Raw genomic sequence first — 22,445 nt, 5'->3', positions numbered from 1 at the left:
CTACTCGCCGCGATCTGCCCGCCCATTCCCATTTCGATTCTCCGTATCGCCACGAACTTCGTCACGTCGTGACGATCTTTCGGTCTGATTGCTCGATTCTGACTGAAAGACAATTGAGGACCGAACAGCAAGCTATACCAGTACGGGACTCGAATCGCAGAGTGATGCCCACGGTAGAATACCTCAACTACGAAGTGCTGGACGACCAGGGCTGGGACATGGACGACGACGATCTCTTCGAGCAGGCCGCCGACGCCGGTCTGGACGATGAGGATTACGGTTCCCTCGACGTCGCCGAGGGCGAATACATCCTCGAGGCCGCCGAGGCACAGGGCTACGACTGGCCCTTCTCCTGTCGCGCAGGCGCCTGTGCGAACTGCGCGGCGATCGTCAAGGAGGGCGAGATCCAGATGGACATGCAGCAGATCCTCAGCGACGAGGAGGTCGAGGACAAGAACGTCCGGCTGACCTGCATCGGGTCCGCCGAGACTGACGAGGTCAAGATCGTCTACAACGCGAAACACCTCGACTACCTGCAGAACCGCGTCATCTAAGGTCCAGTCTCCGACTGGAACCGATTTATCGGGTAGCACCGTCTATAGCAGCCACTGAAACGATCTACACACTGATCGCAAAGCCGTCCCGCGATCAGGTGTGCATTGACTTTCAGTGGCTGCTATAGCCGCGGATATCGTCCGAGCGTCGATACGAAGCCGATCGCTTCGATCCGGCGCTCCGCTCCCGTCGACGTTCTCCTACCAGTCGCCACGGGACCGTCGGGTCCGCCGGACGGGATTGCGCTCCCGTGCCCGATTGAGCGCGCTCGGCTCGACGGGCGCGCTCGTGACGCCCGGCGTGCGGTGAGGGTGGCATCAACAACCCCACCGTCGGTGCGTCCTGAACCGTACCGGGTCTTCGTCTCGTTCGATCGAGCCGAAAACGTAAGGAGACCCCGCTCCGCAGGGGAACCTGTGACACTCGCCTTCGCGTCGGCGACGGTGCCGGATCTCCTGCGACTCGTCGCCCTCCCCGTCTTCGCGTGGGCCGCGATCCGCGACGTTCGGACCAGACGCGTCTCGAGTACCGTCTGGATTCCCCTCGCGGCGATCGGCACCGTGACGCTCGTCTGGGACGGCTGGACCGCCCGACAGGCCGGCGGCCTGACCTGGACCCACGACTTCCTCGTTCCGGCGGCGATCAGCCTCGGGCTGGTCGTCCCGATCGCGTACCTGTTCTGGTGGCTCGGCGGCTTCGGCGGCGCGGACGCGAAGGCGTTGCTCGTCCTCGCCCTGCTGTTCCCGACCTTTCCGCAGTACACCGTCGGTCCGTGGACGGTCCCCCTCTCGGGCACGCCGATCGAGGCATTCTCGTTCACGATCCTCTCGAACGCCGTCCTCGTCGGACTCGTGCTCCCGCTCGTCCTCGCGGCCCGCAACGCCGTCGCCGGGCGCATCGCGCCCGTCATGTTCGTCGGCTGGCCGATCTCCTGGGAGGCGGTCGCCGAGCGCCACGGGACGTTGCTCTCGACGCCGGAGGGACTCTCCCGGAACGGACTCGATCTCGACGCCCTGCGGATGTACCTCCGCTGGCGCGGCCTGACGCTCGCCGACCTGCGCGACGCGCCCGATCGGTACCGGGACCCGGCGACGCTCCCCGACGAGCCGAATCCGCCGACCGACGGGGCGGTCGCGGCCGGCCCGGACGTTCGAAGCGACGGGGGATCGGCCGGGACCGGGGTCGAGACGGCCGCCGTCGACGGCTCGCGTGCCGATCGAACGCCGGCCGCCGCTGACGACCCGTGGGGTGCCGCGGCCTTCCTGGACGACATCGAGGGGACGGCCTACGGCACCACGCCGGACGACCTGCGGGCGGGGCTTGAGGTGCTCGCAGCGAACGAGACGGTCTGGATCTCGCCGGGTGCGCCGTTCCTCGTCCCGGTGTTCGTCGGGCTGGTGATCGGCCTGCTGTACGGCGATCTGCTCGTCGGGACGATCGTCTAGCGCGTCCGTTCGTACAGCGGCACGATCGCGGTCCAGAACAGGACGAACGCCGCACCGACGCCGACGAGCGCGAGCCACGGCGTCGCCGACTGCGACGGCGGGACGGTCGCGAGCGCGACGAACGTCCCGAAAAACAGCAGACAACAGACCAGGACGCTCCCGAGTTCGAGGGTCGTGGCGATCGGGTGGGCGCGAAACCGGGCGACGAGACTCATACGCGACGCTCGCGCGCGATCGGCAAAACCCTCACGGCACCGGTTCGGGGCCGGTCGGCCAGACGCTGGGCCGATCGTGAGTCGATCGAATCATACGAACTACTGTCCGTCAGTTCCGGCGCGACCGCGATCCGTCTACGGTTGCGCCGGTACATCGGTACAGCACTCCGTATCAGGCGTTCGACTGGATCTCCCCGGCGATCTCGTCGAGTTCGTCGTCGTCCAGGTCGGGTCGCTCGCCGGCGATGGCGTGGATGGGGCCGCCGCCGTCGCCCTCGAACCGGGGGACGATGTGGCAGTGAACGTGGGGGACCTCCTGGCCGGCTTCCTCGCCGTTGTTGAACGCCACGGTGGTCGCGTCGGCGTCGACTGCCTCCTCGACGACGGGGACCAGCCGGTGGACGGTCGCGTAGAGGTCGTCGGCGACGTCGTCGGGGACGTCGTTCAGCCGTTCGTACTCGTCTTTCGGGATCACCAGCGTGTGACCCGGCGCCAGCGGGTTGGCGTCGAGAAAGGCGACCGTCGTCTCGTCTTCGTACACGATACGCGCCGGAATCTCTCCCTCAACGATCTGGCTGAAGATCGTACTCATAGGCGAGTGTGTGTCGCCCGCCTGTAAGAAGCTTACTCGCCCACCGCGGGATCGAACGCGGCGCTATTCCCGCTTCGAGTCGACCCTCGTCGCGCACAGGTCGTCGAGCGTCTCCTCGATCGCCGCGAGGTACTCGTCGGGGTCGTATCCCAGTCGGCCGATCCAGACGTCCTGGTAGGAGGGATGCAGGACCGGGACGAGCCACACCCCGAGCCGATCGCAGTCGATCGGCTCGAGCACGCCGTCGACGAAGCCGTCGAGGTCCCGATTCTCGGCCGCAAGCACCGTCTTCGTCGCGTGTTTCCCGGTCGCGAGGACGACGTCGGGATCGACGAGATCGAGTTCGGTCAGCAGGTGGGTCCGACAGTTCGCGCGCTCCTCGGCGGTGGGTTCGCGGTTGCTCGTCGGTGTCTCGGGATCGGCGGGAAAACACTTCACCGCGTTCGTGTAGTACGCGTCCTCGGCGTAGCCGACCTGCGCGAGCAGGCGCCGAATCCGGCGACCGGAGTGACGCGAGGTGTAGGCTTTGCCGGTCCAGTTGCCGCCCCGCCACCGATCGGCCTCGGGGTTGCCGTAGCCGGGCGCTTCGCCGACGACAACCACGCTCGCGTCGGGATCGCCGGTGCCCCACGAGATGCACTCGCGGTGCTCGACGAGCGCCGGACAGCGTCGGCAGTCGGCTTCGAGGACGTGGCGAGCGGTCGGGGCTGGAGGGTCGTCTCGGGATCCGGAGTCGAAGTCGGAGTCGGAGTCGGAGTCGGACGCGGGCACACGCGAGGATACGTCCGCAGGGATATATGCGGGCCGGTCCGACGGCCGTCGATCGCTATCGGCCGACGAACTCGGGATCGTCGTCGCCGAAGAACGCGTCGAGTCCCCGGGCGTAATCCTCGGTGTGGGTCGCGTTCGCGATGGCGTCCGTCTCGGCCGCGAGTTGGGCCTCGAGGTCCCGATCGAAGCTCTCGGTCAGCAGGCGGGTCGTCGTGCCGAACGCCGCCGTCGGCCCCGACGCCACCTCGCTCGCGAGTTCCGCGAGCCGATCGTCGAACGCGTCGGTCGGGACGACCTCGGTCGCGAGCCCCATTTCGACGGCCTCCTCGGGGTCGATCGGCTCGTCACGCAGGACGATCTCCTTCGCGGTCCGGAGGCCGACGAGTCGCGGCAGGTAGAACGTCGCCCCGCCGTCGCCGGTCAGTCCGATCCCCGGGTACGCGAACTTCAGCGTGGCCTCGTCGCCGAGGACGACCAGATCGGGCACGAGCGCGAGGCTGAACCCGGCCCCGGCGGCGATGCCGTCGATACCGCCGACGACCGGCGTTTCGGCCTGGTGGAACTGGACGATCGCCTCGTGGAGGCGGCCGGCCAGCCGTCGAAGCAGCGGGGCGTCGGATTCGTCGCCCGAAAACGCGGTGAGATCGGCCCCGCTCCCGAAGAAGTCCCCGTCGTGAGTCAGCACGATGCATCTCGCATCCGGATCTTCGCCGAGTTCGGTGGCCACGGCCACCAGTTCGTTCGCCATCTCCAGGTGCAAGGCGTTCCGGCCGGCCGTGCTCTGGAGGCTTACCGTCGCGACGCCGTCGTCGCGATCCACGGTGAGGTTCTCGTACGCGGGCATGGTGGCTGGACGTTCCCGGGACTGTCAGTTAACAGTTCTCGTGGCGGTCGAACGGCGGGCGCTGCGTCACTCCTCATCGCGTTCCGAACGTGGGGACAGATTTACGTTCTCCCGGGAACTCTGACTCGATAATGACATCGGAACTCATCGTGGAATCGCTCTCGTTGGTCGTCTACACCGCCATCGCGGGGCTCCTCACGGTCGGCGGTATCGCCGCGGAGTACGCGAGTTTCCAGCACCTCGGGGCGGGCGACGCGATGGTCGCCATGTGGCTCGCCGCGATCGGCTGTGTCATGCTCTACGCCGGTGCCTACGGCCTCGGCTACCAGAAGATCCTCTCGAAGGTCGTCTGATCGGCCCCCAAACCGCGGTTTTCGTCGCCGTCGATCGGTTTCTCGCGTCGAACCCGCGGCCGCCGACGATCCGGTCGCGGGGTTCACAATATCGATTCCTCTTTACTGCACCAGCCAGTTACCTCTGGTATGAGCAGGTTCGGCGAGGTCGACGACCAGTACGATCCCCACGAACTCGAACAGCAGGTGTTCGAGTACTGGGACGCGGTCGACGCCTACGAACGGACGGTCGAGCATCGCTCGGACGGTGACTCCTTCTTCTTCGTGGACGGCCCGCCGTACACGTCCGGTTCGGCCCACATGGGGACCACCTGGAACAAGTCCCTCAAGGACGTCTACCTCCGGTTCTTCCGGATGCAGGGGTACGACGTCACCGATCGGCCGGGCTACGACATGCACGGGCTGCCGATCGAGACCCGGGTCGAGGAACGCCTCGGGTTCGAGAACAAGCAGGACATCGAGGAGTACGGCGAGGAGAACTTCATCCAGGCGTGCAAGGACTACGCCAACGAGCAACTCGAGGGCCTGCAGTCCGACTTCCAGGATTTCGGCGTCTGGATGGACTGGGAGAACCCCTACCGGACGGTCAGCCCGGAGTACATGGAGGCGGCCTGGTGGGGCTTCTCGAAGGCCGCAGAGCGCGGTCTGGTCGAGAAGGGCCACCGATCGATCTCGCAGTGTCCCCGGTGTGAGACCGCTATCGCGAACAACGAGGTCGAGTACGAGGACGTCGAGGACCCCTCGATCTACGTGAAGTTCGACCTCGAGGATCGGGAGGGCTCGATCGTCATCTGGACGACCACGCCGTGGACGATTCCCGCGAACACCTTCGTCGCCGTCGACGAGGCTGGCGATTACGTCGGCGTTCGGGCGGAGAAAGACGGCGAGGAAGAGCTGCTGTACGTCGCCGAAGCCAAACACGAGGACGTCCTCAAGGAAGGCCGCTACGAGGACTACGAGGTCGTCGAGGAGCTATCCGGCGAGGACCTGATCGGCTGGTCCTACGAGCACCCGCTCGCCGAGGAGGTACCCGACCACGTCGACGCCGAGGGGGCGTTCGAGGTCTACGCCGCCGACTACGTCGACACGCACGGCGAGGGTACCGGCCTCGTTCACTCCGCGCCGGGCCACGGTGAGGAGGACTTCGAGCGCGGGCGGGAACTCGGGTTCCCGATCTTCTGCCCCGTCGGCGGCGACGGCGTCTACACCGAGGAGGCCGGCACGTACGCGGGCCAGTTCGTCAAGGACGCCGACGACGGCATCATCTCCGATCTCGAGGACAACGATGCGGTGCTCGCCTCGAGCACGACCCAGCACAGCTACGGCCACTGCTGGCGCTGTGATACGGGCATCATCCAGATCGTCACCGACCAGTGGTTCATCACGATCACGGACGTCAAGGACGAACTGCTGGACAACATCGAGGACAGCGAGTGGCACCCCGAGTGGGCGCGGGACAACCGCTTCCGCGACTTCGTCGAGGAGGCGCCCGATTGGAACGTCTCCCGCCAGCGCTACTGGGGTATCCCGCTGCCGGTCTGGACCCCTGAGGACCGTGACGACGATCAGGACCGGATCGTCATCAGCGATCGCGAGGAACTCGCCGACCGGGTCGACCAGGATATCGACCCGGACGAGGTCGACCTCCACAAGGACACGGTCGACGACCTCACGATCACCGAGGACGGCACGACCTACACCCGCGTGCCCGACGTCTTCGACGTCTGGCTCGACTCCTCGGTCGCCTCGTGGGGCACGCTCGACTTCCCCGCGGACGACAGCCGGTTCGACGAACTCTGGCCCGCGGACTTCATCCTCGAGGCCCACGACCAGACCCGCGGCTGGTTCTGGTCCCAGCTCGGCATGGGGACCGCCGCACTCGGCGAGATTCCCTACCAGGAGGTGCTGATGCACGGCCACGCGCTCATGCCCGACGGACGCGCGATGAGCAAGTCCAAGGACATCCTGATCGACCCCCACGAGGCGATCGATCGCCACGGCCGGGACGTGATGCGGCTGTTCCTGCTGTCGAACAACCCCCAGGGCGACGACATGCGCTTCTCCTGGGACGGGATGCAGACGATGGAGAACCTCCTCCGGACGCTGTGGAACGTCTTCCGGTTCCCACTGCCGTACATGCGGCTCGACCAGTTCGATCCGCAGCAGACCACCCTGGACGACGTCGACGAGGACCTCGAACTCGTCGACGAGTGGGTTCTCGCCCGGCTGCAGTCCACGAAGGCCGAGATGACCGCTCACTTCGAGGACTTTCGCCAGGACAAGGCGGTCGACGCCCTCCTCGAGTTCGTCGTCGAGGACGTCTCCCGGTTCTACGTGCAGGCGGTCCGGGAACGCATGTGGGAGGAAGACGACAGCGCCTCCAAACGGGCCGCCTACGCGACGATCTACCGGGTGCTCCGGGAGACCGTCGCCCTGCTCGCGCCGTACGCGCCGTTCATCAGCGAGGAGATCTACGGCACCCTGACCGGCGACGCCGGGCACGCCACCGTCCACATGTGCGACTGGCCCGAAGTCGAGGAGTACTGGCAGGACGAACAGCTTGAGGAGGACGTCGCACTCCTGCGGGCGATCGAGGAGGCCGGCGCGAACGCCCGACAGCAGGCCGGGCGCAAACTCCGCTGGCCAGTCCCGCGGGTCGTCGTCGCCCCGAACGACGAGCGGGTCGTCGAGGCCGTCGACCGGCACACCGACCTGCTGGCCGATCGGCTCAACGCCCGCGAGATCGAACTCGTCTCGCCGGACGATCGCTGGGGCGAACTGAACTACAGCGCCGAGGCCGACATGAGTGAACTCGGCCCGGCCTTCGGCGATCGCGCCGGACGGGTCATGAACGCGCTCAACGAGGCCCGGATCGAGGAACCGAGCCTCGAGGCGATCGCGGACGCCGTCGCGGACGTCCTCGAGGACGACGAGTCCATCACCGAAGAGATGGTCTCCTTCGTCACCCAGACGCCCGAGGGCGTCGCCGGAAGCGCGTTCGGCCTGAACGGCGACGATCGCGGCGTCGTCTACGTCGACGCCTCGCTGACCGACGACATCGAGAGCGAGGGCTACGCCCGCGAGGTCATCCGCCGGGTCCAGGAGATGCGCAAGGATCTCGACCTCGACGTGGAAGAGCGGATCGCGCTGGATCTCGAGATCGAGGACGATCGCGTCGCCGCCCTCGTCGAGGAGCGGACGGACCTGGTCCGCGAGGAGGTCCGCGCCGACGAGATCGGGACGGTCGAGGACGGCTACCGCGAGGAGTGGGACGTCGACGGCGTGACGATGGAACTGGCGATCGAGCCGATCGCGACGGCCGAAGCCTCGGACTAGTCGAACCGCCGCGAGAAGATATCGAATTTGGGCGCCGCCGATCGGTTCGGCGGCCTTTCAGATCGGCGTCGAGCCGGCGGTGGCCGAACGGCTCACCGTAGTGTCCTATGTGTCGTCTTCGCTGTCGTCACCGTTTTCTCCGGTTCCGTCTTCGTTGGCGTCATCGTTCTCGCCAGTTTCGTCTTCGCTGTCGTCACCGTTGTCGCCGGTTTCGTCTTCGGTCGTCGTTTCGTCGTCTTCGCCGTCGTCCGCGTCTGCTTCGCCGTCCCCGTCGTCATCGTTGGAGTCGTCCGTCTCGTCTTCCGAGTCGTCGCCCTCGTCATCGTTGGAGTCGTCCGTCTCGTCTTCCGAGTCGTCGCCCTCGTCACCCACCTCTTCGACCTCGACGTCTTCGCCGTTGACACCGCTCTTCGAGATCACGGGTTTCAGGTTGTAACCGTTGTCCGGGCCGCGCTTGACGACGTTGATGTCGAACACGAAGTCGACGGAGCCGTCGTCGCCGACCTCGAAGGGGCTGGTGAGCTGTAGTTTCTCGCTCGGAACTTTCACCTCCACTTCCTCGCCGTCGACGATCCCTTCGACGTCCGAGACGTGGAGTTCGATCTTCTGGTAGGTTCCTTCGGATAGCCCGACGTCGCAGATCGGTTTTGCCTTGTCGCCGATCACCTGCGTCAGATCCACCGTCGCGCCCTCGAGGTCGACGACGTAGAAGCCGCGTTTTCGTTCGACGCCGTCTTCGGTCTCGTCGTCCTTCTCGTCTTCTTCGTCTCCGTCTCCGTCTTCGGTCTCGTCGTCCTTCCCGTCCGTATCGTCGGCACCGTCTCCGTCGTCCGCCTGTTCTTCGTCGTCGGTCTCTTCCTCCTCGTCGCCGTTCGCCTGTTCCTCGTCGGATTCCTCTTCGTCGGACTCCTCGCTCCCGCCGTCGAAGATCCGGGCGCGATCGAACGAGACGTCCAGTCGCTCGAAGTCCCCGATGTCGGCCGGCATGTCGCTGATGAGCAGTCGGAAGTTCCCGCCCGACGCGTCCGCGTCGTTCGTGGCCGTCTCGCCACCGTCGTCCGTCGAATCGGCATCGCCGTCCGACGGCGATACGTCCGACGTACACCCGGCGAGTATCGCGGCACTGACGCCACTTCCGGCGGCGATGAACGTCCGTCGGTCGACGGCGTCGATTCGATCGTCGGATTCGGACTGATCGCGACTCGACTGGTTTTCTGGCATAGTCGACTCGTCGAACGGTCGGGGCTTAAGGGACGACGGCCGTTCGTCGTTTCAGGACCGTTTACGATCGTTTTTAACGGACAGACAATCCGGTCGAACGGTCCGCTGGCCCCCGACTGGGGCCGGATCGTAGCCGTTGCTATCAGACTCGTGCCACGATAGCGTCCGCAGTCCGGCCGACGCCTGCACGGAATCTCCCCAAAAGTCTTGACTATCAGTTTCCAGTGTATCTCTGTGAACACCCGACTCTCGCTCGCGTTCGTCGTCTGTTTGCTCGTCGCCGCGGGTCCCGCGACCGTCGGCGTGGTCGCTGCGACCGGATCGGCTGGACCGACGGCAGGACCGGACGCGACCGCGAACACCGACTCGTCCGCCGCTGCTGTGGGCGGTTCGACCGCTACGGCATCGCAGACGGACGACGTCCTCCACCGGACCACCGTCCTCCGACACCGCCCCGATCGGCCGGGCGAGTTCGAGGCGGAAATGACGTTTCGCGTGCCCGATCCGGTGACGGCACTCGAGATCGAACTCGAGCCCGCGGCGTCGGTCGACTCGACCGACGGCTTCGAACCGACCGGGGACGGGACCTACCGCTGGACCGAGACGACCGACGAGCCGACGGTCCGGTTCACGATGCCGGCCGATCGGACGGGCTCCGACGATCACGCGGACGGGTCGGTCGATCGGGACGTGACGCCGTCACGCGACGACGCTGGCCTGGCCCAGTCGCAGGACGGTGACGGCTACACGTTCGTCGATACGGGTGACTGGGCCGTCGTCCAGGTCCCCGGGGTCGGCCTCTCGCTCCGGCAGACCGCGTCCGTCGACATCGAGGAGACGGTTACCGTCGACGGTCCCGGCGCGACCGGCGGCGATATCGCGTACTTCGGACCGGTGACCGAGTACGAACGCACGGGCGACAGGGAGCGCATCAGGCTCGCCGTCGCCGACGACGCGGAACTCCGCGAGTCGCCTGCGGCGATTCTCGACGCCGTCGTCGCCGCGAGCGATCGGTTCGACGTCGGTGCGAGCCGCGAGGAAGTGTTCCTCGTCGCGGTGCCGGCCGACGACGTCGAGTGGGCGGTTCGGGGGATCCAGTACGGTGAGTCGGACGCGTGGGTCGTCGCCGACGCCCCCCTCGACGAGGCGAACACCGTCTGGTTCCACGAGTACGTCCACGCGAGACAGTCGTTTGCCAATCCCGACGTCGGCACCACGAGCGAGACGGCGTGGCTCGTCGAGGCGCAGGCGGAGTACTACGCGGGGCTGTTCGCACTCGAAGCGGGGCTGGTCGGCTTCGACGAGTTCGCCGACGTCCTCGGGACGGGCGAACGCGAGCCCTACGCGGACGCCACGCTGGCGGATCCGGCGACCTGGACGGACGATCGAACCGACTACGTGAAGGGCGCGCTCGTCTACGGCGAGATCGATCGCCGACTTCGGCTCGCGACGGACGGCGATCGAACGCTCGCGGACGTCGTCCGCACGCTGAACCGGGACGACGGGGCGGTGACCGAGGACGACTTCCTCGCGGCGGTCGAGGCCGAGGGCGGCGCGGACGTGCGATCGGTCGCCGAGCGGTACACCCGGACCGATCGGACGCCCGAGATGTGGACCCGAACGGCCCACGAGGCCGCTTTCGAGGGACCGGTCGCGCAGTTCGAGTACGACCTCGACGCGGCCCCGATCGAGGTCGGGGACGAACCGTGGGGCCCCGACGAACCAGTCGAGGCGGACGCGGTGGACGAGATCACGATCCCGGCCGGCGAGACCGTCACGATCCCGGTCGCGATCAGCAACGTCGGCGATCGGGACGGCACCGCGGACGCGACGCTCGACGTCGACGGGAACGTCGTCGATCATCGGCAGGTCGAACTCGCGGCCGGCGATCGAACGACGGACGCCCTCACCTGGACGCCGCCGGAACCCGGCGTGTACGACCTGCGGGTCGGCGCGGATCGGCTGACGGCGTACGTCCGATCGCCCGCGAGCGTCTCCGTGACCGGGCTGGAGGTCGACCCCGGAACCGCCGACCCCGGCGAGGCCGTGACGGCCACCGCGACGGTCGAAGCCGCCGACGACCGGCCGGGAGCGGCCGTCCTCGCGTTCCGGACCCCGTCGGGAGTCGCCGCCGAGGTTCCCGTCGTCGTCGCTCCGGGCGAGCGCGAGACGGTCGCGACGACGGTGACGTTCGCTGACGCCGGCCGGTACGAGGTCGCCGTCGGCGACCGGACGACGACCGTCACGATCGGGTCGAGTCCGATCGACAGGGTCGAGGACGTGCCCGGATTCGGTGTGCCGGCGACGATCGCGTCGCTCGCGGCGCTCGTCCTCTCGCTGGTCGCGGTGCTCGGTCGTCGCGCCTGATCACGCGAACTGGACGCGGAACCGGCAGGCATCGCTGTCGGCATCGTCGATGCAGGCCGTCTTCGTGACGGTCGCGTCAGCGTCGAACGTCGTCACGATCCCCTCGAGAATCCCGTGGGCCAGCGCACAGTAGTCGCGGTCCCGGTGGGTTCGGTAGGTGACGACGACGGCGTCCGCAGCCGGTTCCGACCGGGAGGTGACGTCCGGGGGCGACGTCTCCTCGCTCGCCGCCGCGACGTCGTCGACGATCGTCTCGAGCGACGTGAGTACCCCTTTCAGTCCCCCATCGGCGTCGATGTAGGCGTCGAACGTCCGTACCAGGTTCGGCGCGAGCATTCGGCCGAAGTCGCGTTCGATCGCTCGTCGGCCCTGGACCGCCATCTCCGAGACCGTCGCGAGGATCGCCTCGGCCTCGTCGTCGTCGTAGTGCGAGATGGGAAGGTAGAGCGTCGACTCGACGTCGGCGCGATCGACGATGGTGGCCCAGGTCTCGTCGTCGGTTTTCGCGACGACGTACTCCTTGAGCGTCTTGTGGACGATCCCGTGCATCTGGATCGGGGTATCGGGGCCGGTCCACGGCGGGCCCCGAACTGCGATCTATTCGAATCGCTAACAACTAGGCGAGGGACGGGTGAACACTTAAGAATTGAGATACCTGTCGTTGGGCGAAGACGTTACCCGGCCGGACGATTACAGGCGGGCGGCGATCTCCGGGGCGACCGAGACGGTGCTGACCGCCCGCTCGATCGTGTCGGTGCCGTAGATCGCTTCGACGCCGGCCCGCGAGAGCTTCGCCAGGGCGTTGCTGGCGAGCAGCGGGTGGACGCAGGTCACGAAGACGCGGCCGACGTCGCGCTCGCCCAGGACGCCGACGGCCTCGCTCATCGTCGACCCCGTCGCGATGATGTCGTCGGTGACGACGACGTCTCGGCCGGCGACGGCGACGTCGCTGGGGGTGATCTCGACCTCGGTGCCGGAGTGGCGGGTCTTCTCGAAGTAGTCCGTCTCGCCGGTCCCGTAGGCGTCACGGACCGTCTCGGCGAGATCGATCGCGCCCGCGTCCGGCGAGAGGAAGACGGGATCGGCGAGGTCGTCGGGCAGCGGCTCGGCCAGCCGGCCCGCCGCGTCGATCGCGGTCGCCGTCGGCTCGAAGAACTCGCAGACGGCCTCCTCGTGGGGGGTGACGGTGAGCACGCGATCCGCGCCGGTCGAGATGGCTCGCGCGACCGCACGCGCGGAGATGGGGTGACCCGCCTCGAAGGACTTGTCCTGTCGACCGTACCCCATGTACGGCAGAACCGTGACGACCTCGTCGACGCCCGCTTCCCGGACGGCGTCCTGCAACTGCAGCAGTTCGACGTGGGCGTCGCTCGAGACTGTCGCGGCGACGATCACCGCCCGATCGGCGTCAGTCGCGTCCCTGGCCCCAGCGCCGGGAACCGACGCGAGCAGTTCGCCGTCGGGAAATCGGTCGTACTCGACGGCGGCGAGCGGTTCCTCGAGTTCGCGTGCGAGCGCCGCGGCGAGAGCCTGCGACGCGGATCCGCTGACGATCATACTCGTGGCCACAGCCCGCGGGGTAAACCAGTTTTCGTTCTCGTGGTCGCGCGGCTGGGGCGATAGCTGCCGTCTCGTACGGATTGCTGTCCGCCAGTTCCGGCGCATCCGTAGACGGGGCGCGGCTGTGCGGGAGCTCGGTACAGTAATTCGTCTCAGTCGTCGCTCTCGTTGTCGAGTTCAGCGTTACCCGACCCACACGGGCCGCCGTTGGGATCGCTCGTGATCGACAGCTCGCCGTTCCGGACCATTATGACGAGGTTGAGACAGTCCGGGTCGTTCCACTTCGCCGGCGTGACCTGGACCGGCTCCCCCTCGTCGAGCCGTGCGATCACGCGGAACGAGCCCGGGTTGGTCGGCCAATTGGGTTCGAGCCTCGTGTCGGTTCGCCCCTCGAGGTCGGTCGTCTTCCACTCCTCGAACGACCCGTCGAACTCGACGATGATGTCGACCGTGTGGGGCTCGTCCTGGAAGTTGGCGATATCGATTTCGCCGAGGACGGTCCCCTCGACCCGAACGTCGCTGTTCTCTTCGGTGTCGGTCGGGCTCTCCTCGTCTCCGTCGCTCTCGTTCCCCTCGTCACCCTCGTCACCGTCGTCACCGTCGTCGCCACCCATACAGCCGGCGATCGCTGTGGTGGTCGCGGTCCCCGCGAGGGCGAGCAGTCGGCGTCGCGGAAGCTCGCTCATGTACGCGACCCATGTATTCAGGGAAGTTAACTGCTCTTGCTCGGACCGCCGCAGCGGCGGCGGATCCGCGCTGTCCGCCGCGTCGACAGGTCATCGATCGTCTCCGCTCGGCGTTCCGGCGACTTACTCCGTCCCCGGGACGGCGATTCCCGTCACGTCACCGACGCCGATCGTCTGCGATCGCCACGTTCCGGGGCCATCGCCGCCGATCGCGGCGTAGAAGGTCCCTCGTTCGGAGACGGCGTAGACCGTCTCGCCGTAGTCGATCCCGACGACGGTCTCGTCCGGCCCGTCCATCGCCCGCCACTCGTCGTCGTCGTCCGGATCGTGCGCGTAGACGGTCCGCCCGGCGACGGCGTGGGCCCGGCCGAGCTGGCCCCGACCGGACCGCGGGTCGGCCGTCACGACGTCGATCGGCTCCTCGCGGATCGCCATCCAGCCGTTGCCGAGTTTGTAGAGGCCGTCGGCGGTCGCCGCGAGGGGGACGCTCGCCGCGGAGACGTCGCGGACGTCCGTCAGACCGGCGTGATCGAGCCCGTCGCCCCGGACGCGGTAGACGCCCGATCCGGTGCCGACGAGGTCGCCGTCGATCGCCGTGACCGTCTCGATGGCGTCGTCCGCGAGCGTCGTCCACTCGTCGCCGGCCCGGCGAGCGATCCGCCCGTCAGCGTCGGCCGCCAGGAGCGTCTCCCCGTCGTAACCGACGGCGACCGCCGGTCCGAAGCCGGTATCGACGAACGTCGGATCGTCGGCTCGTTCGTCGTCGGATTCGGCCGGCGTCGCGTCCAGCACCCGGACGTCCTCCTCCGTTGCGATCGCAACCCCGGCTGCGGTTCCCGTCCGGGTGGCGGCGACGTCGCGTGCGTCACAGCGATCGCAGAGGCCGAACTCGCCGACGGTGTCGCCGGCGACGCGCACGCGAACGACGCCGACCGAACTCGCGACGTAGGCCTCGACCGCGCCCGATCGATCGCCGTAGACGCGCTTTTCCTCGATGGAGTGCATATCCGAACCGTGGGGATCGCGGCCCGAAAGCGTTCTGTCTGCCGCCCTCTCGTCGCCCGAGCGGAATCGGTCGATCGATTCCGGACGCTACACCGCAGGACACCCGACTGACGTGCTGTCGATGTCGGAATCCCTTTGAGGAGTCCGTCCGGACTAGTACCCGATGCAAGTCTTCGGATCGAGCGGGACGCGGGGCGTCGCCAACGAGGAGCTGACGCCCGGGTTCGTCCTGCGCGTCGCGAAGGCGGCGGGAACGGCCTGGGGGGTCGATCGGGTCGCCGTCGCACGCGATACGCGACACACGGGACGGATGCTGGCCGACGCGGCCGCGAGCGGGTTGGCGAGTACGGGGACGGCGATCGATCGCCTCGGGATCGTCCCGACGCCGGGTGCACAGGCCTACGCCGAGCGCGAGGGGGTGCCCGTGATGGTGATTACGGCCTCGCACAACCCGCCGCAGTACAACGGGGTCAAACTGGTCGGGAGCGACGGGGTCGAACTCGCGGTCTCCGATCTGGAGTCGATCGAGGAGACGCTGCTCGCCGAATCGTTCGCGGTCGCGCCGTGGAACGAGACGGGCCAGGTCCGCGAGGTCGACGGCGTCGCGCGCGAGTACGTCGACGACCTGCTCGCGGCCGTCGATCGCGAACCGATCGTCGACGCCGACCTGACGGTCGCGCTGGACCCCGGCCACGGCGCGGGCGCGCTGACCAGCCCGCAGTTCTTCCGGGAACTGGGCTGTCGCGTCGTCACCGTCAATGGCCAGCCCGACGGCCACTTCCCCGGGCGGAACCCCGAACCGGTGCCGGACAACCTCGAGGATCTGGGCCGCCTCGTCCGGGCCACGGACGCCGACGTCGGCATCGCCCACGACGGCGACGCCGATCGAGCCATCTTCTTCGACGAGGACGGGGAGTACGTCGAGGGCGACGCCACCCTCGCGGCGCTCGCGGCGGCCGAACTCGAACCCGGCGACACCACGGTCTCGGCGGTCAACGTCTCCCAGCGCCTCGTCGACGTCGTGAACGAGATCGGTGCCGACCTCGAACTCACCCCGATCGGGTCGACGAACATCATCACCCGGATCGAGGAACTCGAGACGAAGGGCAAGCGCGTGCCGATCGCGGGCGAGGGCAACGGCGGGATCTTCTTCCCCGGCTACCGCCTCGCCCGGGACGGCGCGTTCACGGCGGCCCGGTTCCTCCGCCTGGTCGCCGAGCGGCCGGTCAGCGAGATCGTCGCCCCCTACGACGGCTACGCGAACGTCCGGCGCAACGTCGCCTACGAGTCGACGGCCGAACGCGACGCGATGTTAGACGCTGCCGCGAACCACGCGCAGGCGGCCGATGCCGAACTCAACACCCGGGACGGCTACCGACTCGACTTCGGCGACGCGTGGGTCCTCGCGCGGCCCTCGGGCACCGAACCGCTCGTCCGGGTCTACGCCGAGGCCCGCGACGAGGAGCGGGCGATCGATCTCGCGGCGGACATGCACGGGACGCTGACGGACGCGAAGGACGACGCCTGACGATTTTCGATCACGATCGCAGCGACTCGCCGTACCGCGCCCCCAGGCGCTCGGTCGCGAGCAGGAGCCGGTGGGCGACGACGAGCACGACGACCGCGAGCAGGATCAACGCGCCCTCCACGACCGTCGACAGCAGGCCGAGCGAGACGATCAGCGTCGTCGCGCACGCGGGTGGGTGTCGGGTGTCCGTCGCGAGCATCCCGCCGGCGGTGAGCGTCGTCGCGACCACGCCGCTCGCGGCGAGTCGTAATCCCTCGATCGATCCCGCTGGCGCCGTCGCCGTCATCGTCACCCCACCGGCGAGCAGGTGATAGGACAGCAGGCCGGCGGCGACGCCGATCGCGTGGCCGCCGATCACCCGCTTTGGGGACGTCGCGTCGCCGTCCTGGAACAGCGCGAGGACGAACGCGGAGGGGCCGAGACTCGGGAACAGCATCGGCAGGCCGGACAGCCACGCGAGGCTGGCCGTCGTCGAGATCAACAGGGCGGTGTGGAGCGTGGTCCCCGTCCGATCGTCCATGCTGGCCGGTCGTCCCGCGGTCGTGAAAACCCCGCTGGTTCTTCCTACCGGTTCTCTTCGGCGTTCCGGGAGCGGTTCGCGCCGAGTTCGCGGGGAACGATCGTCACCGGCACGTCCGCCCGCCGCGCGACCTGTTCGGCGACGCTCCCGAGCAGCACCCGCGAGACGCCCGATCGGCCCTCGCTCCCCATGACGATTCCGTCGACGGCTTCCTCGTCGACGCATGCGAGGATCGCGTCGGCCGCCTGCCCCTCGATCACCCGGGTCTCGATCGTCCTGTCGCGCTCGGCCGCGATGCGTTCGACCTCGTCGAAGAAGTCGGGGTCGCGATCGGCCCCCTCGCCGCCGACCGCGGGCGGGCGGCCGCCGTAGCCCGCTTCGAGGTCGTCGACGGCGTGGACGACCGTGATCTCGTCGTCGGGGAACCGATCGAGAGCGTACTCCAGTGCCGATCGCGCGGGCCCGGAGTCGTCCATCGGGACGAGCAGGTGGCTGGTCATACCGGGTGTACGACCGCCGTCGCCTTCAGTGTCGGCTCGCAGGTCGGAGCGACGAGATGCCGCGCCGGCTCAGACCGGGTCCTCCTCGTCCAGCGCTGCTTCCAGCCGTTCGCGCTCGGCCCGCAACGCTTCGAGTTCGTCCGCGACCCGGCCGTCGGCCAGCCGATCGCGTTCCGCCGGTGACAGCTGTTCGACCGCCTGCGCGGCGGTCTGGAGCCGATCGTAGTCGGGGTCGCGCGTCCGCTGTCGGACCGCACGCAGGGCCGCGACGGTCTCCTCGCCGGCGACGCGGGCGACGAACGGCCGTACCTCCCGGGTGCGTCGCCGGAGTTTGCCGGCCGGATCCGGCGGCCACTCGATCGCGAGCGGGTCGGCGTCGATCCCCTCGAGGTAGGTCTGCTGGGTCGCCACCCGCCGCTTGAGCCGATCGGCGTCCTCGACGTAGTGGGAGAGCTTCGACCGGGAGTAGTCGGCGTACTCGAGGAGCGTCGGGATCGTCTCCTCGCCGGCGGGAGCGTCGGCGACGAACGCGCGCAGGTCCTCGGGGGGCTGTTCGTACTCGACGAAGGGGTACCACCGACTCCGATCGACCATCGCGAACACCTCCCTGGCCGACGCGGACTGGCGGTAGTCGGCGAACGCCTCGCGGATCGCGTCGTTGTAGGTCTCGATCGGATCGCGGAGGTCCTCGACCGGCGCGTCGAGGTCGGCGTCGGCGAGTTCCAGCAGGCGTTCGCGATCGGTGATCTCGTCGCCGATCGCGCGGATCCGCCTGCCGGCCGCCTTGCGCGCCTCCGCGAGGGCCTCGCGGGCGGCCTCGCGTTCCTCGAGGAGGTCGGCGTACCGCCTCGCGGGTTCGAGCGCGTCGTGGGCCCGCTCGAAGTCGGACTCGCTCAACCGCCGTTTGTCGATCGCCTCGAGGGCGTCCTCGAACGCCGCCCGACTCGCGAGGTCCTCCGGTAGATTCTCGACGAGCGTGGCGAACTGCCCCTCGAGTTCGATGTAGGCCTTGAAGTTCTCCCGGCCGGTGCCGGTCGCCCGATCGACGTAGTCCTCGAGCAGGTCCGTCGCGTCCCGGTAGGCGTCGGCGGCGTCCGCGACGGCGTCGCCGCCCTCGTCTTCGATCGCGCCCTCGGCCCGGGCGAACCGCTCGCGAGCCGATTCGAGTCGCTCGAGCGCGGTGGAATCGACCTCCTCGGCCGATCCGCGGTGGACGCGCTCGCTCATCCTACTCCTCGTAGACGGCGTCCGGGTCGAACACCCGCTCGCCGACGTGCTCATCCTCGATCGTCCGGTAGAAACACGATCGGTGGCCCGTGTGACACGCGCCGCCCTCCTGGTCGACCAGGTAGAGCAGGGTGTCGGCGTCGCAGTCGACCCTGACCTCCTCGATTTCCTGCGTGTGGCCGCTCGTCGCGCCCTTCTCCCACATCTCGTCGCGGCTCCGGGAGTAGTAGTGTGCGCGGCCGGTCTCGCGGGTCCGCTCGAGGGCCTCGGGGGAGACGTACGCGAGCATCAGCACCTCGCCCGTCTCGGCGTCCTGTGCGATGGCGGGGACCAGGCCGTCCTCGCCGAACTCGACGGCGATGTCGTCCATGTTCGAACGCATGACCGTCCGGGCGATAGGTCTTTTGCCGCCCGCGGGCCCCCCGCCCGATCGATCCCGCTGTCGTTCGGGTCAAGGTTTATACGATATTGGGTGGGCGGGGATCCGTGATGGCCGACTACACGAAGACGAACTACCGGGACGTCGACGACCGGCACGGCATGCACTTCCTCCGCGACGAACTGAACTGCGAGAACATGGGCGTGACCGTCGTCGAGTGTGAACCCGGCTGGGAAGGCAAAGAACACGACCACGAGGCGGAAGCCCACGAAGAAGTCTACCTGTTGATAGAGGGTGAGGCGACCGTCACCGTCGAGGACGAATCGGTCGAGATGCGCGAGGGCGACGCGATCCGGATCCCGCCGGACGCGACCCACCAGATCCACAACGGCGACACCGAGAGCCGGTTCGTGCTGATGGGCGCGCCCTAGCCCGTCGATCCGGTTTCTCGCCTCTCGAAACACCCGGGAGGGGCCGCCTCAGAGTCGTTCGTACGCGACGCCGTCCTCCGTCGCGACCGCGAGCGTCACGCTGCGAGCCAGCCGGCCACCCGCCTCGACGTGCCGTTCCGGCACCAGCGGCCGCGGGACCGGCCGGTAGGCGTTGGCGCGCATCGCGGCGATGCCCGCGTACTGACCGATCTCGCCGTCCCGATCGAAGACGTGGATGCGCTTGTCCGCGCCGCGCCCGTACCGGTAGGGGAACGCGTCCGGCGCTGGCCGGGGGCAGGTCAGCGCCTCGGGCGAATCCAGGACGGCCTGGATCGTCCCGTCGGCCTCGAGCAGCAGCCGGGGTTCGTCCGTCCCCGTCCGATCGCGGTCGTCCTCGATCGACGGCTCCTCGCGGCCGTCGCCGACCGGGGCCACCGCACTCGACGGGTCCTCCCGCCACTGGGGCTCCTCGTCGGCCCGAACGCAGGCGTATCGCCCGTCGGCCAGCGGGATCCGGTCCGGGATCGAGTAGAACTCGCGGTACCCATCCGTCCGGCCGCGGAGCAAGAACGGTTCGCCGAGGACGGCCCGGGCGTCCTCGAGACCCCACTCGTCGACGACGAGAACCGGCGCGCGACCGGCGTGGGCGGCATCTGCAAGTCCGCTGGCGATCGTCAGCGGCGTGACCTCCCGGACGCGCTCGATCGACAGCGGCGCGTCCGGCCCGTCCGCCGGGTGGTCGCCACCGGTCGCCACGACCGGCGCGTCGACGTCGATCGGGTCCGGGCAGCTGTAGCCGCGGTCACGGAGGTCCGCGATGACGGCCGCGAGCCGCGTGGTTTCGGGTGCGTTCATCGAGTTCCCTACGGCGCCGAGCGACAAGAGCGTACGCCCACCCCGATCGATCGGATCGACCCGATCGGCCCCGCTCGTTTGGCACCAGCGCCATCCCTTCCGGAGCCGTCTCCCTCCTATGGACCGACAGGAACTCCGGCGGGCGTGGGACGCCGTCGCCGACGACTACGCCAGGAACCGCCGGGCCGACGGGGAAGACGCCGCGCTGATCGACGACCTGCTCGCGGCGCTTCCCGCGGACACGACCGTCCTCGACGTCGGCTGTGGCGACGGGATGCGAACGCTCGCGAATCTCGCCGGGATCGAGCGAATCGGTCTCGACATCTCGGGTCGCCAACTCGAGTTGGCGGCGGCGAACGTCCCCGACGCGCACCTCGTCCAGGGGGAGATGACGTCCCTCCCGATCGCGGCGGACTCGATCGACGGGATCACGGCGTACCACGCCGTCTTCCACGTTCCCCGGGCGGAGCATCCGGCCGTCTACGCTGAGTTCGCGCGCGTCCTTCGACCGGGCGGTCGGCTCCTCGCGACGGTCGGTTCGGGGAGGTACGAGACGGTCCGGCGCGACTGGCTCGGGAGCGGCCGATCGATGTTCTTCAGCACGCCCGGCCGTCGCCGGACCCGCGACGAACTCGAGGCAGCCGGCTTCGATATCGTCTGGGAGCGGGTCGTCGACGATCCGCTCGGGAGTTCGGCACTGTTCACACTGGCCGAGTTGCGGTCCTGATTGCCTGTTGCGTCACGTTTGCGTTCGAAAGTCGTCGCGACGTGGCGTGTCGCAGCCGCTGTGGTCCGTACGAACTGTTGTAACTGGGTCCCGGAGACCGCAGGACGGGTCGCCGTCGCTCCGGACCGGACTCCAGCGGTCCATCTCATACGGTTTACTGTATGCCATTTCCGGCGCAACCGCCGCCCGGATCGCGGTTGCGCCGGGAAATCGGTACAGCAATCCGTCTCAGTCGTCCACCGCTTTCGACCCCACGTATTCCTGTTCGCGCGGGCCGCCAGCGTGGCCCTCGTGAGCGACACCCGTCGCGAACAGGTCGTCGGAGATCGCGGGTACCGCGTCCTCGGTGACCGGCCCGTCGGCTCGAATCTCCTCGATCGAGCGGGGGAACGCGCGGAGCTCCTTGTGGATCGCGAGGCCGGCGTTTGCGCCCTCGCCCATCGCGACCGGAATCTGGTTGTGGCCGGGGGTGAGGTCGCCGACGGCGTAGACGCCCTCGACGGACGTCCGCCCGGCATCGTCGACGGCCACGGTGCCGTCGCCGTTGCGATCGAGGCCGAGGCCGTCGGCGAGTTCTGCGTGATAGTCCGACCCGTACATCGGGAAGCCACCGCGGAACTCTCGTACCGTTCCGTCCTCGAACTCGAAGGACTCGAGCCAGCCGTCCTCGCCTTTGTTCATTCCGGTCACGTCCTCGGTGACGATCTCGACGGGATGGTTCGCGAGCAGTTCGTCGGTCTCGTCGCTCCACTCGGGGTCCTCGCCGCGGGTAAGCAGGGAGACGGAGTCGGTGAAGTTGAGCATGATCATCGAGACGTACGCCGCGGCGTCGCCGGTGCCCATCACGAAGACGGGTTCGTCGACGAACATGAACGCGTCACAGTGGAGACACCAGTGCAGGCCGCGCCCCGTCCGGGGGAGGGGTGGGTCGGGGCGCTCGTCGGCGAAGCCGGTCGCGAGGACGACCCGCCGGACCCGGTACTCGTCGTCGCCGCTCGTGACGCGAAAACCGTCGTCAGCCGATCCGAGCGCCTCGATTTCCTCGACCAGCCCGCGCTGGTAGGTTGCTCCATACCCCTGGATCTGTTCGCGCGCGGTCTCGAGGAACTCGTTGCCCGAGACGTCCTCGGTGACGCCGATGACGTTGTGCGTGTCGGTCATCATCGCCGCTCGCCCGCCGCCCCGATCGATGACGATGGTGTCGAGGCCCGTTCGCGTCGTGTACAGTGCGCTCGTGAGTCCCGCCGGGCCGCCGCCAACGACCGCGACGTCGTAGTCGAATCCGGTTCCAGTCATTCGGCTAGTCGTTGTGACTACACGAATAAAAG

Annotated in this window: 23 protein-coding genes; 8 read left to right on the top strand and 15 right to left on the bottom strand. The window is 68.3% G+C overall.

Annotated features, from left to right (window positions below):
* The first annotated feature begins 164 nt into the window (after nucleotides 1–164).
* A complete protein-coding gene (gene fer, locus AC6I6X_RS07040) occupies nucleotides 165–554 on the top strand; it encodes a ferredoxin Fer (protein WP_497929811.1) in 390 nt (129 codons plus the stop codon).
* A 417-nt stretch (nucleotides 555–971) separates the two neighbouring features.
* The gene (locus AC6I6X_RS07035; RefSeq protein ID WP_497929810.1) at nucleotides 972–2,000 is read left to right on the top strand and encodes a prepilin peptidase; all 1,029 of its coding nucleotides are present in this window, start codon (nucleotides 972–974) and stop codon (nucleotides 1,998–2,000) included.
* On the opposite strand, the gene AC6I6X_RS07030 is transcribed toward AC6I6X_RS07035, so the two are convergent.
* The 4 genes from AC6I6X_RS07030 to AC6I6X_RS07015 all read right to left on the bottom strand — a co-directional run bounded on the left by AC6I6X_RS07030 (nucleotide 1,997) and on the right by AC6I6X_RS07015 (nucleotide 4,422).
* Nucleotides 1,997–2,215 (bottom strand): hypothetical protein, encoded by a 219-nt coding sequence (locus AC6I6X_RS07030; RefSeq protein WP_497929809.1) that lies wholly within the window; start codon nucleotides 2,213–2,215, stop codon nucleotides 1,997–1,999. The two genes, AC6I6X_RS07035 and AC6I6X_RS07030, sit on opposite strands and share 4 nt — an antisense overlap.
* A gap of 172 nt (nucleotides 2,216–2,387) precedes the next feature.
* On the bottom strand, nucleotides 2,388–2,807 hold the full coding sequence (locus tag AC6I6X_RS07025) for an HIT family protein (protein ID WP_497929808.1): 420 nt from the start codon (nucleotides 2,805–2,807) through the stop codon (nucleotides 2,388–2,390).
* Nucleotides 2,808–2,870: 63 nt separating this feature from the next.
* The gene (locus tag AC6I6X_RS07020) at nucleotides 2,871–3,578 is read right to left on the bottom strand and encodes a uracil-DNA glycosylase (protein WP_497929807.1); all 708 of its coding nucleotides are present in this window, start codon (nucleotides 3,576–3,578) and stop codon (nucleotides 2,871–2,873) included.
* A gap of 55 nt (nucleotides 3,579–3,633) precedes the next feature.
* A complete protein-coding gene (locus tag AC6I6X_RS07015) occupies nucleotides 3,634–4,422 on the bottom strand; it encodes an enoyl-CoA hydratase/isomerase family protein (protein WP_497929806.1) in 789 nt (262 codons plus the stop codon).
* 131 nt (nucleotides 4,423–4,553) lie between these two features.
* Between AC6I6X_RS07015 and AC6I6X_RS07010 the strand changes: the two genes are divergently transcribed.
* Together AC6I6X_RS07010 and ileS are read left to right on the top strand one after the other, a co-directional pair.
* Nucleotides 4,554–4,775 (top strand): DUF8151 family protein, encoded by a 222-nt coding sequence (locus AC6I6X_RS07010; RefSeq protein WP_497929805.1) that lies wholly within the window; start codon nucleotides 4,554–4,556, stop codon nucleotides 4,773–4,775.
* 129 nt (nucleotides 4,776–4,904) lie between these two features.
* On the top strand, nucleotides 4,905–8,111 hold the full coding sequence (ileS, locus tag AC6I6X_RS07005) for an isoleucine--tRNA ligase (protein WP_497929804.1): 3,207 nt from the start codon (nucleotides 4,905–4,907) through the stop codon (nucleotides 8,109–8,111).
* A 105-nt stretch (nucleotides 8,112–8,216) separates the two neighbouring features.
* Here the strand turns inward: ileS and AC6I6X_RS07000 are convergent, their stop codons facing one another.
* On the bottom strand, nucleotides 8,217–9,332 hold the full coding sequence (locus tag AC6I6X_RS07000) for a DUF4382 domain-containing protein (RefSeq protein WP_497929803.1): 1,116 nt from the start codon (nucleotides 9,330–9,332) through the stop codon (nucleotides 8,217–8,219).
* Nucleotides 9,333–9,566: 234 nt separating this feature from the next.
* Here AC6I6X_RS07000 and AC6I6X_RS06995 point away from each other — a divergent pair, with 234 nt between their 5' ends.
* Nucleotides 9,567–11,699, top strand: coding sequence for a CARDB domain-containing protein (locus AC6I6X_RS06995; protein WP_497929802.1), 2,133 nt, complete (start codon nucleotides 9,567–9,569; stop codon nucleotides 11,697–11,699).
* Here AC6I6X_RS06995 and AC6I6X_RS06990 read toward each other — a convergent pair whose 3' ends face one another.
* The 4 genes from AC6I6X_RS06990 to AC6I6X_RS06975 all read right to left on the bottom strand — a co-directional run bounded on the left by AC6I6X_RS06990 (nucleotide 11,700) and on the right by AC6I6X_RS06975 (nucleotide 14,950).
* Complete coding sequence (locus tag AC6I6X_RS06990) at nucleotides 11,700–12,248, bottom strand: heme NO-binding domain-containing protein (protein WP_497929801.1); 549 nt, start codon at nucleotides 12,246–12,248, stop codon at nucleotides 11,700–11,702. It lies immediately after the preceding gene.
* A 141-nt stretch (nucleotides 12,249–12,389) separates the two neighbouring features.
* Entirely contained in the window at nucleotides 12,390–13,256 is an 867-nt protein-coding gene (locus tag AC6I6X_RS06985) for a ribose-phosphate diphosphokinase (protein ID WP_497929800.1), read from the bottom strand.
* 155 nt (nucleotides 13,257–13,411) lie between these two features.
* Entirely contained in the window at nucleotides 13,412–13,945 is a 534-nt protein-coding gene (locus tag AC6I6X_RS06980; RefSeq protein ID WP_497929799.1) for a hypothetical protein, read from the bottom strand.
* Between the two features lie 123 nt (nucleotides 13,946–14,068).
* Nucleotides 14,069–14,950, bottom strand: coding sequence for an HVO_0234 family beta-propeller protein (locus tag AC6I6X_RS06975; RefSeq protein WP_497929798.1), 882 nt, complete (start codon nucleotides 14,948–14,950; stop codon nucleotides 14,069–14,071).
* Between the two features lie 163 nt (nucleotides 14,951–15,113).
* Between AC6I6X_RS06975 and glmM the strand changes: the two genes are divergently transcribed.
* Entirely contained in the window at nucleotides 15,114–16,478 is a 1,365-nt protein-coding gene (gene glmM / locus AC6I6X_RS06970) for a phosphoglucosamine mutase (protein ID WP_497929797.1), read from the top strand.
* Between the two features lie 10 nt (nucleotides 16,479–16,488).
* On the opposite strand, the gene AC6I6X_RS06965 is transcribed toward glmM, so the two are convergent.
* The 4 genes from AC6I6X_RS06965 to hisI form a co-directional block, all read right to left on the bottom strand.
* The gene (locus AC6I6X_RS06965) at nucleotides 16,489–16,998 is read right to left on the bottom strand and encodes an HPP family protein (protein WP_497929796.1); all 510 of its coding nucleotides are present in this window, start codon (nucleotides 16,996–16,998) and stop codon (nucleotides 16,489–16,491) included.
* Nucleotides 16,999–17,042: 44 nt separating this feature from the next.
* The gene (locus AC6I6X_RS06960) at nucleotides 17,043–17,498 is read right to left on the bottom strand and encodes a universal stress protein (protein WP_497929795.1); all 456 of its coding nucleotides are present in this window, start codon (nucleotides 17,496–17,498) and stop codon (nucleotides 17,043–17,045) included.
* 69 nt (nucleotides 17,499–17,567) lie between these two features.
* Nucleotides 17,568–18,725, bottom strand: coding sequence for a DUF7118 family protein (locus AC6I6X_RS06955; protein WP_497929794.1), 1,158 nt, complete (start codon nucleotides 18,723–18,725; stop codon nucleotides 17,568–17,570).
* A 1-nt stretch (nucleotide 18,726) separates the two neighbouring features.
* Nucleotides 18,727–19,095 carry a phosphoribosyl-AMP cyclohydrolase gene (gene hisI, locus AC6I6X_RS06950; protein ID WP_497929793.1) on the bottom strand — a complete coding sequence of 123 codons (369 nt, stop codon included), beginning with the start codon at nucleotides 19,093–19,095 and terminating at the stop codon, nucleotides 18,727–18,729.
* A gap of 119 nt (nucleotides 19,096–19,214) precedes the next feature.
* Between hisI and AC6I6X_RS06945 the strand changes: the two genes are divergently transcribed.
* Nucleotides 19,215–19,535: a cupin domain-containing protein gene (locus tag AC6I6X_RS06945; RefSeq protein WP_497929792.1), complete on the top strand. Its 321-nt coding sequence runs from the start codon at nucleotides 19,215–19,217 to the stop codon at nucleotides 19,533–19,535.
* 48 nt (nucleotides 19,536–19,583) lie between these two features.
* Here AC6I6X_RS06945 and AC6I6X_RS06940 read toward each other — a convergent pair whose 3' ends face one another.
* Complete coding sequence (locus AC6I6X_RS06940; protein ID WP_497929791.1) at nucleotides 19,584–20,390, bottom strand: hypothetical protein; 807 nt, start codon at nucleotides 20,388–20,390, stop codon at nucleotides 19,584–19,586.
* Nucleotides 20,391–20,508: 118 nt separating this feature from the next.
* Here AC6I6X_RS06940 and AC6I6X_RS06935 point away from each other — a divergent pair, with 118 nt between their 5' ends.
* Complete coding sequence (locus AC6I6X_RS06935; protein ID WP_497929790.1) at nucleotides 20,509–21,117, top strand: class I SAM-dependent methyltransferase; 609 nt, start codon at nucleotides 20,509–20,511, stop codon at nucleotides 21,115–21,117.
* A gap of 228 nt (nucleotides 21,118–21,345) precedes the next feature.
* On the opposite strand, the gene AC6I6X_RS06930 is transcribed toward AC6I6X_RS06935, so the two are convergent.
* Nucleotides 21,346–22,413 carry an NAD(P)/FAD-dependent oxidoreductase gene (locus AC6I6X_RS06930; protein ID WP_497929789.1) on the bottom strand — a complete coding sequence of 356 codons (1,068 nt, stop codon included), beginning with the start codon at nucleotides 22,411–22,413 and terminating at the stop codon, nucleotides 21,346–21,348.
* Nucleotides 22,414–22,445: the final 32 nt, after the last annotated feature.

Source organism: Halosolutus sp. YCN4, assembly GCF_059736495.1.
This window is presented reverse-complemented; position numbering and strand designations above follow the sequence as displayed.

Bases quoted from the DNA above. Each gene is read 5' to 3' on its own strand.
- AC6I6X_RS06985 (WP_497929800.1), bottom strand. From the start codon at position 13,256: ATGATCGTCAGCGGATCCGCGTCGCAGGCTCTCGCCGCGGCGCTCGCA.
- AC6I6X_RS06940 (WP_497929791.1), bottom strand. From the start codon at position 20,390: ATGAACGCACCCGAAACCACGCGGCTCGCGGCCGTCATCGCGGACCTC.
- AC6I6X_RS07000 (WP_497929803.1), bottom strand. From the start codon at position 9,332: ATGCCAGAAAACCAGTCGAGTCGCGATCAGTCCGAATCCGACGATCGA.
- AC6I6X_RS06930 (WP_497929789.1), bottom strand. From the start codon at position 22,413: ATGACTGGAACCGGATTCGACTACGACGTCGCGGTCGTTGGCGGCGGC.
- AC6I6X_RS07030 (WP_497929809.1), bottom strand. From the start codon at position 2,215: ATGAGTCTCGTCGCCCGGTTTCGCGCCCACCCGATCGCCACGACCCTC.
- fer (WP_497929811.1), top strand. From the start codon at position 165: ATGCCCACGGTAGAATACCTCAACTACGAAGTGCTGGACGACCAGGGC.
- AC6I6X_RS06960 (WP_497929795.1), bottom strand. From the start codon at position 17,498: ATGACCAGCCACCTGCTCGTCCCGATGGACGACTCCGGGCCCGCGCGA.
- ileS (WP_497929804.1), top strand. From the start codon at position 4,905: ATGAGCAGGTTCGGCGAGGTCGACGACCAGTACGATCCCCACGAACTC.
- hisI (WP_497929793.1), bottom strand. From the start codon at position 19,095: ATGGACGACATCGCCGTCGAGTTCGGCGAGGACGGCCTGGTCCCCGCC.
- AC6I6X_RS07010 (WP_497929805.1), top strand. From the start codon at position 4,554: ATGACATCGGAACTCATCGTGGAATCGCTCTCGTTGGTCGTCTACACC.
- AC6I6X_RS06945 (WP_497929792.1), top strand. From the start codon at position 19,215: ATGGCCGACTACACGAAGACGAACTACCGGGACGTCGACGACCGGCAC.
- AC6I6X_RS07015 (WP_497929806.1), bottom strand. From the start codon at position 4,422: ATGCCCGCGTACGAGAACCTCACCGTGGATCGCGACGACGGCGTCGCG.
- AC6I6X_RS06990 (WP_497929801.1), bottom strand. From the start codon at position 12,248: ATGCACGGGATCGTCCACAAGACGCTCAAGGAGTACGTCGTCGCGAAA.
- AC6I6X_RS06935 (WP_497929790.1), top strand. From the start codon at position 20,509: ATGGACCGACAGGAACTCCGGCGGGCGTGGGACGCCGTCGCCGACGAC.
- AC6I6X_RS06980 (WP_497929799.1), bottom strand. From the start codon at position 13,945: ATGAGCGAGCTTCCGCGACGCCGACTGCTCGCCCTCGCGGGGACCGCG.
- AC6I6X_RS06975 (WP_497929798.1), bottom strand. From the start codon at position 14,950: ATGCACTCCATCGAGGAAAAGCGCGTCTACGGCGATCGATCGGGCGCG.
- glmM (WP_497929797.1), top strand. From the start codon at position 15,114: ATGCAAGTCTTCGGATCGAGCGGGACGCGGGGCGTCGCCAACGAGGAG.
- AC6I6X_RS06955 (WP_497929794.1), bottom strand. From the start codon at position 18,725: ATGAGCGAGCGCGTCCACCGCGGATCGGCCGAGGAGGTCGATTCCACC.
- AC6I6X_RS07025 (WP_497929808.1), bottom strand. From the start codon at position 2,807: ATGAGTACGATCTTCAGCCAGATCGTTGAGGGAGAGATTCCGGCGCGT.
- AC6I6X_RS06965 (WP_497929796.1), bottom strand. From the start codon at position 16,998: ATGGACGATCGGACGGGGACCACGCTCCACACCGCCCTGTTGATCTCG.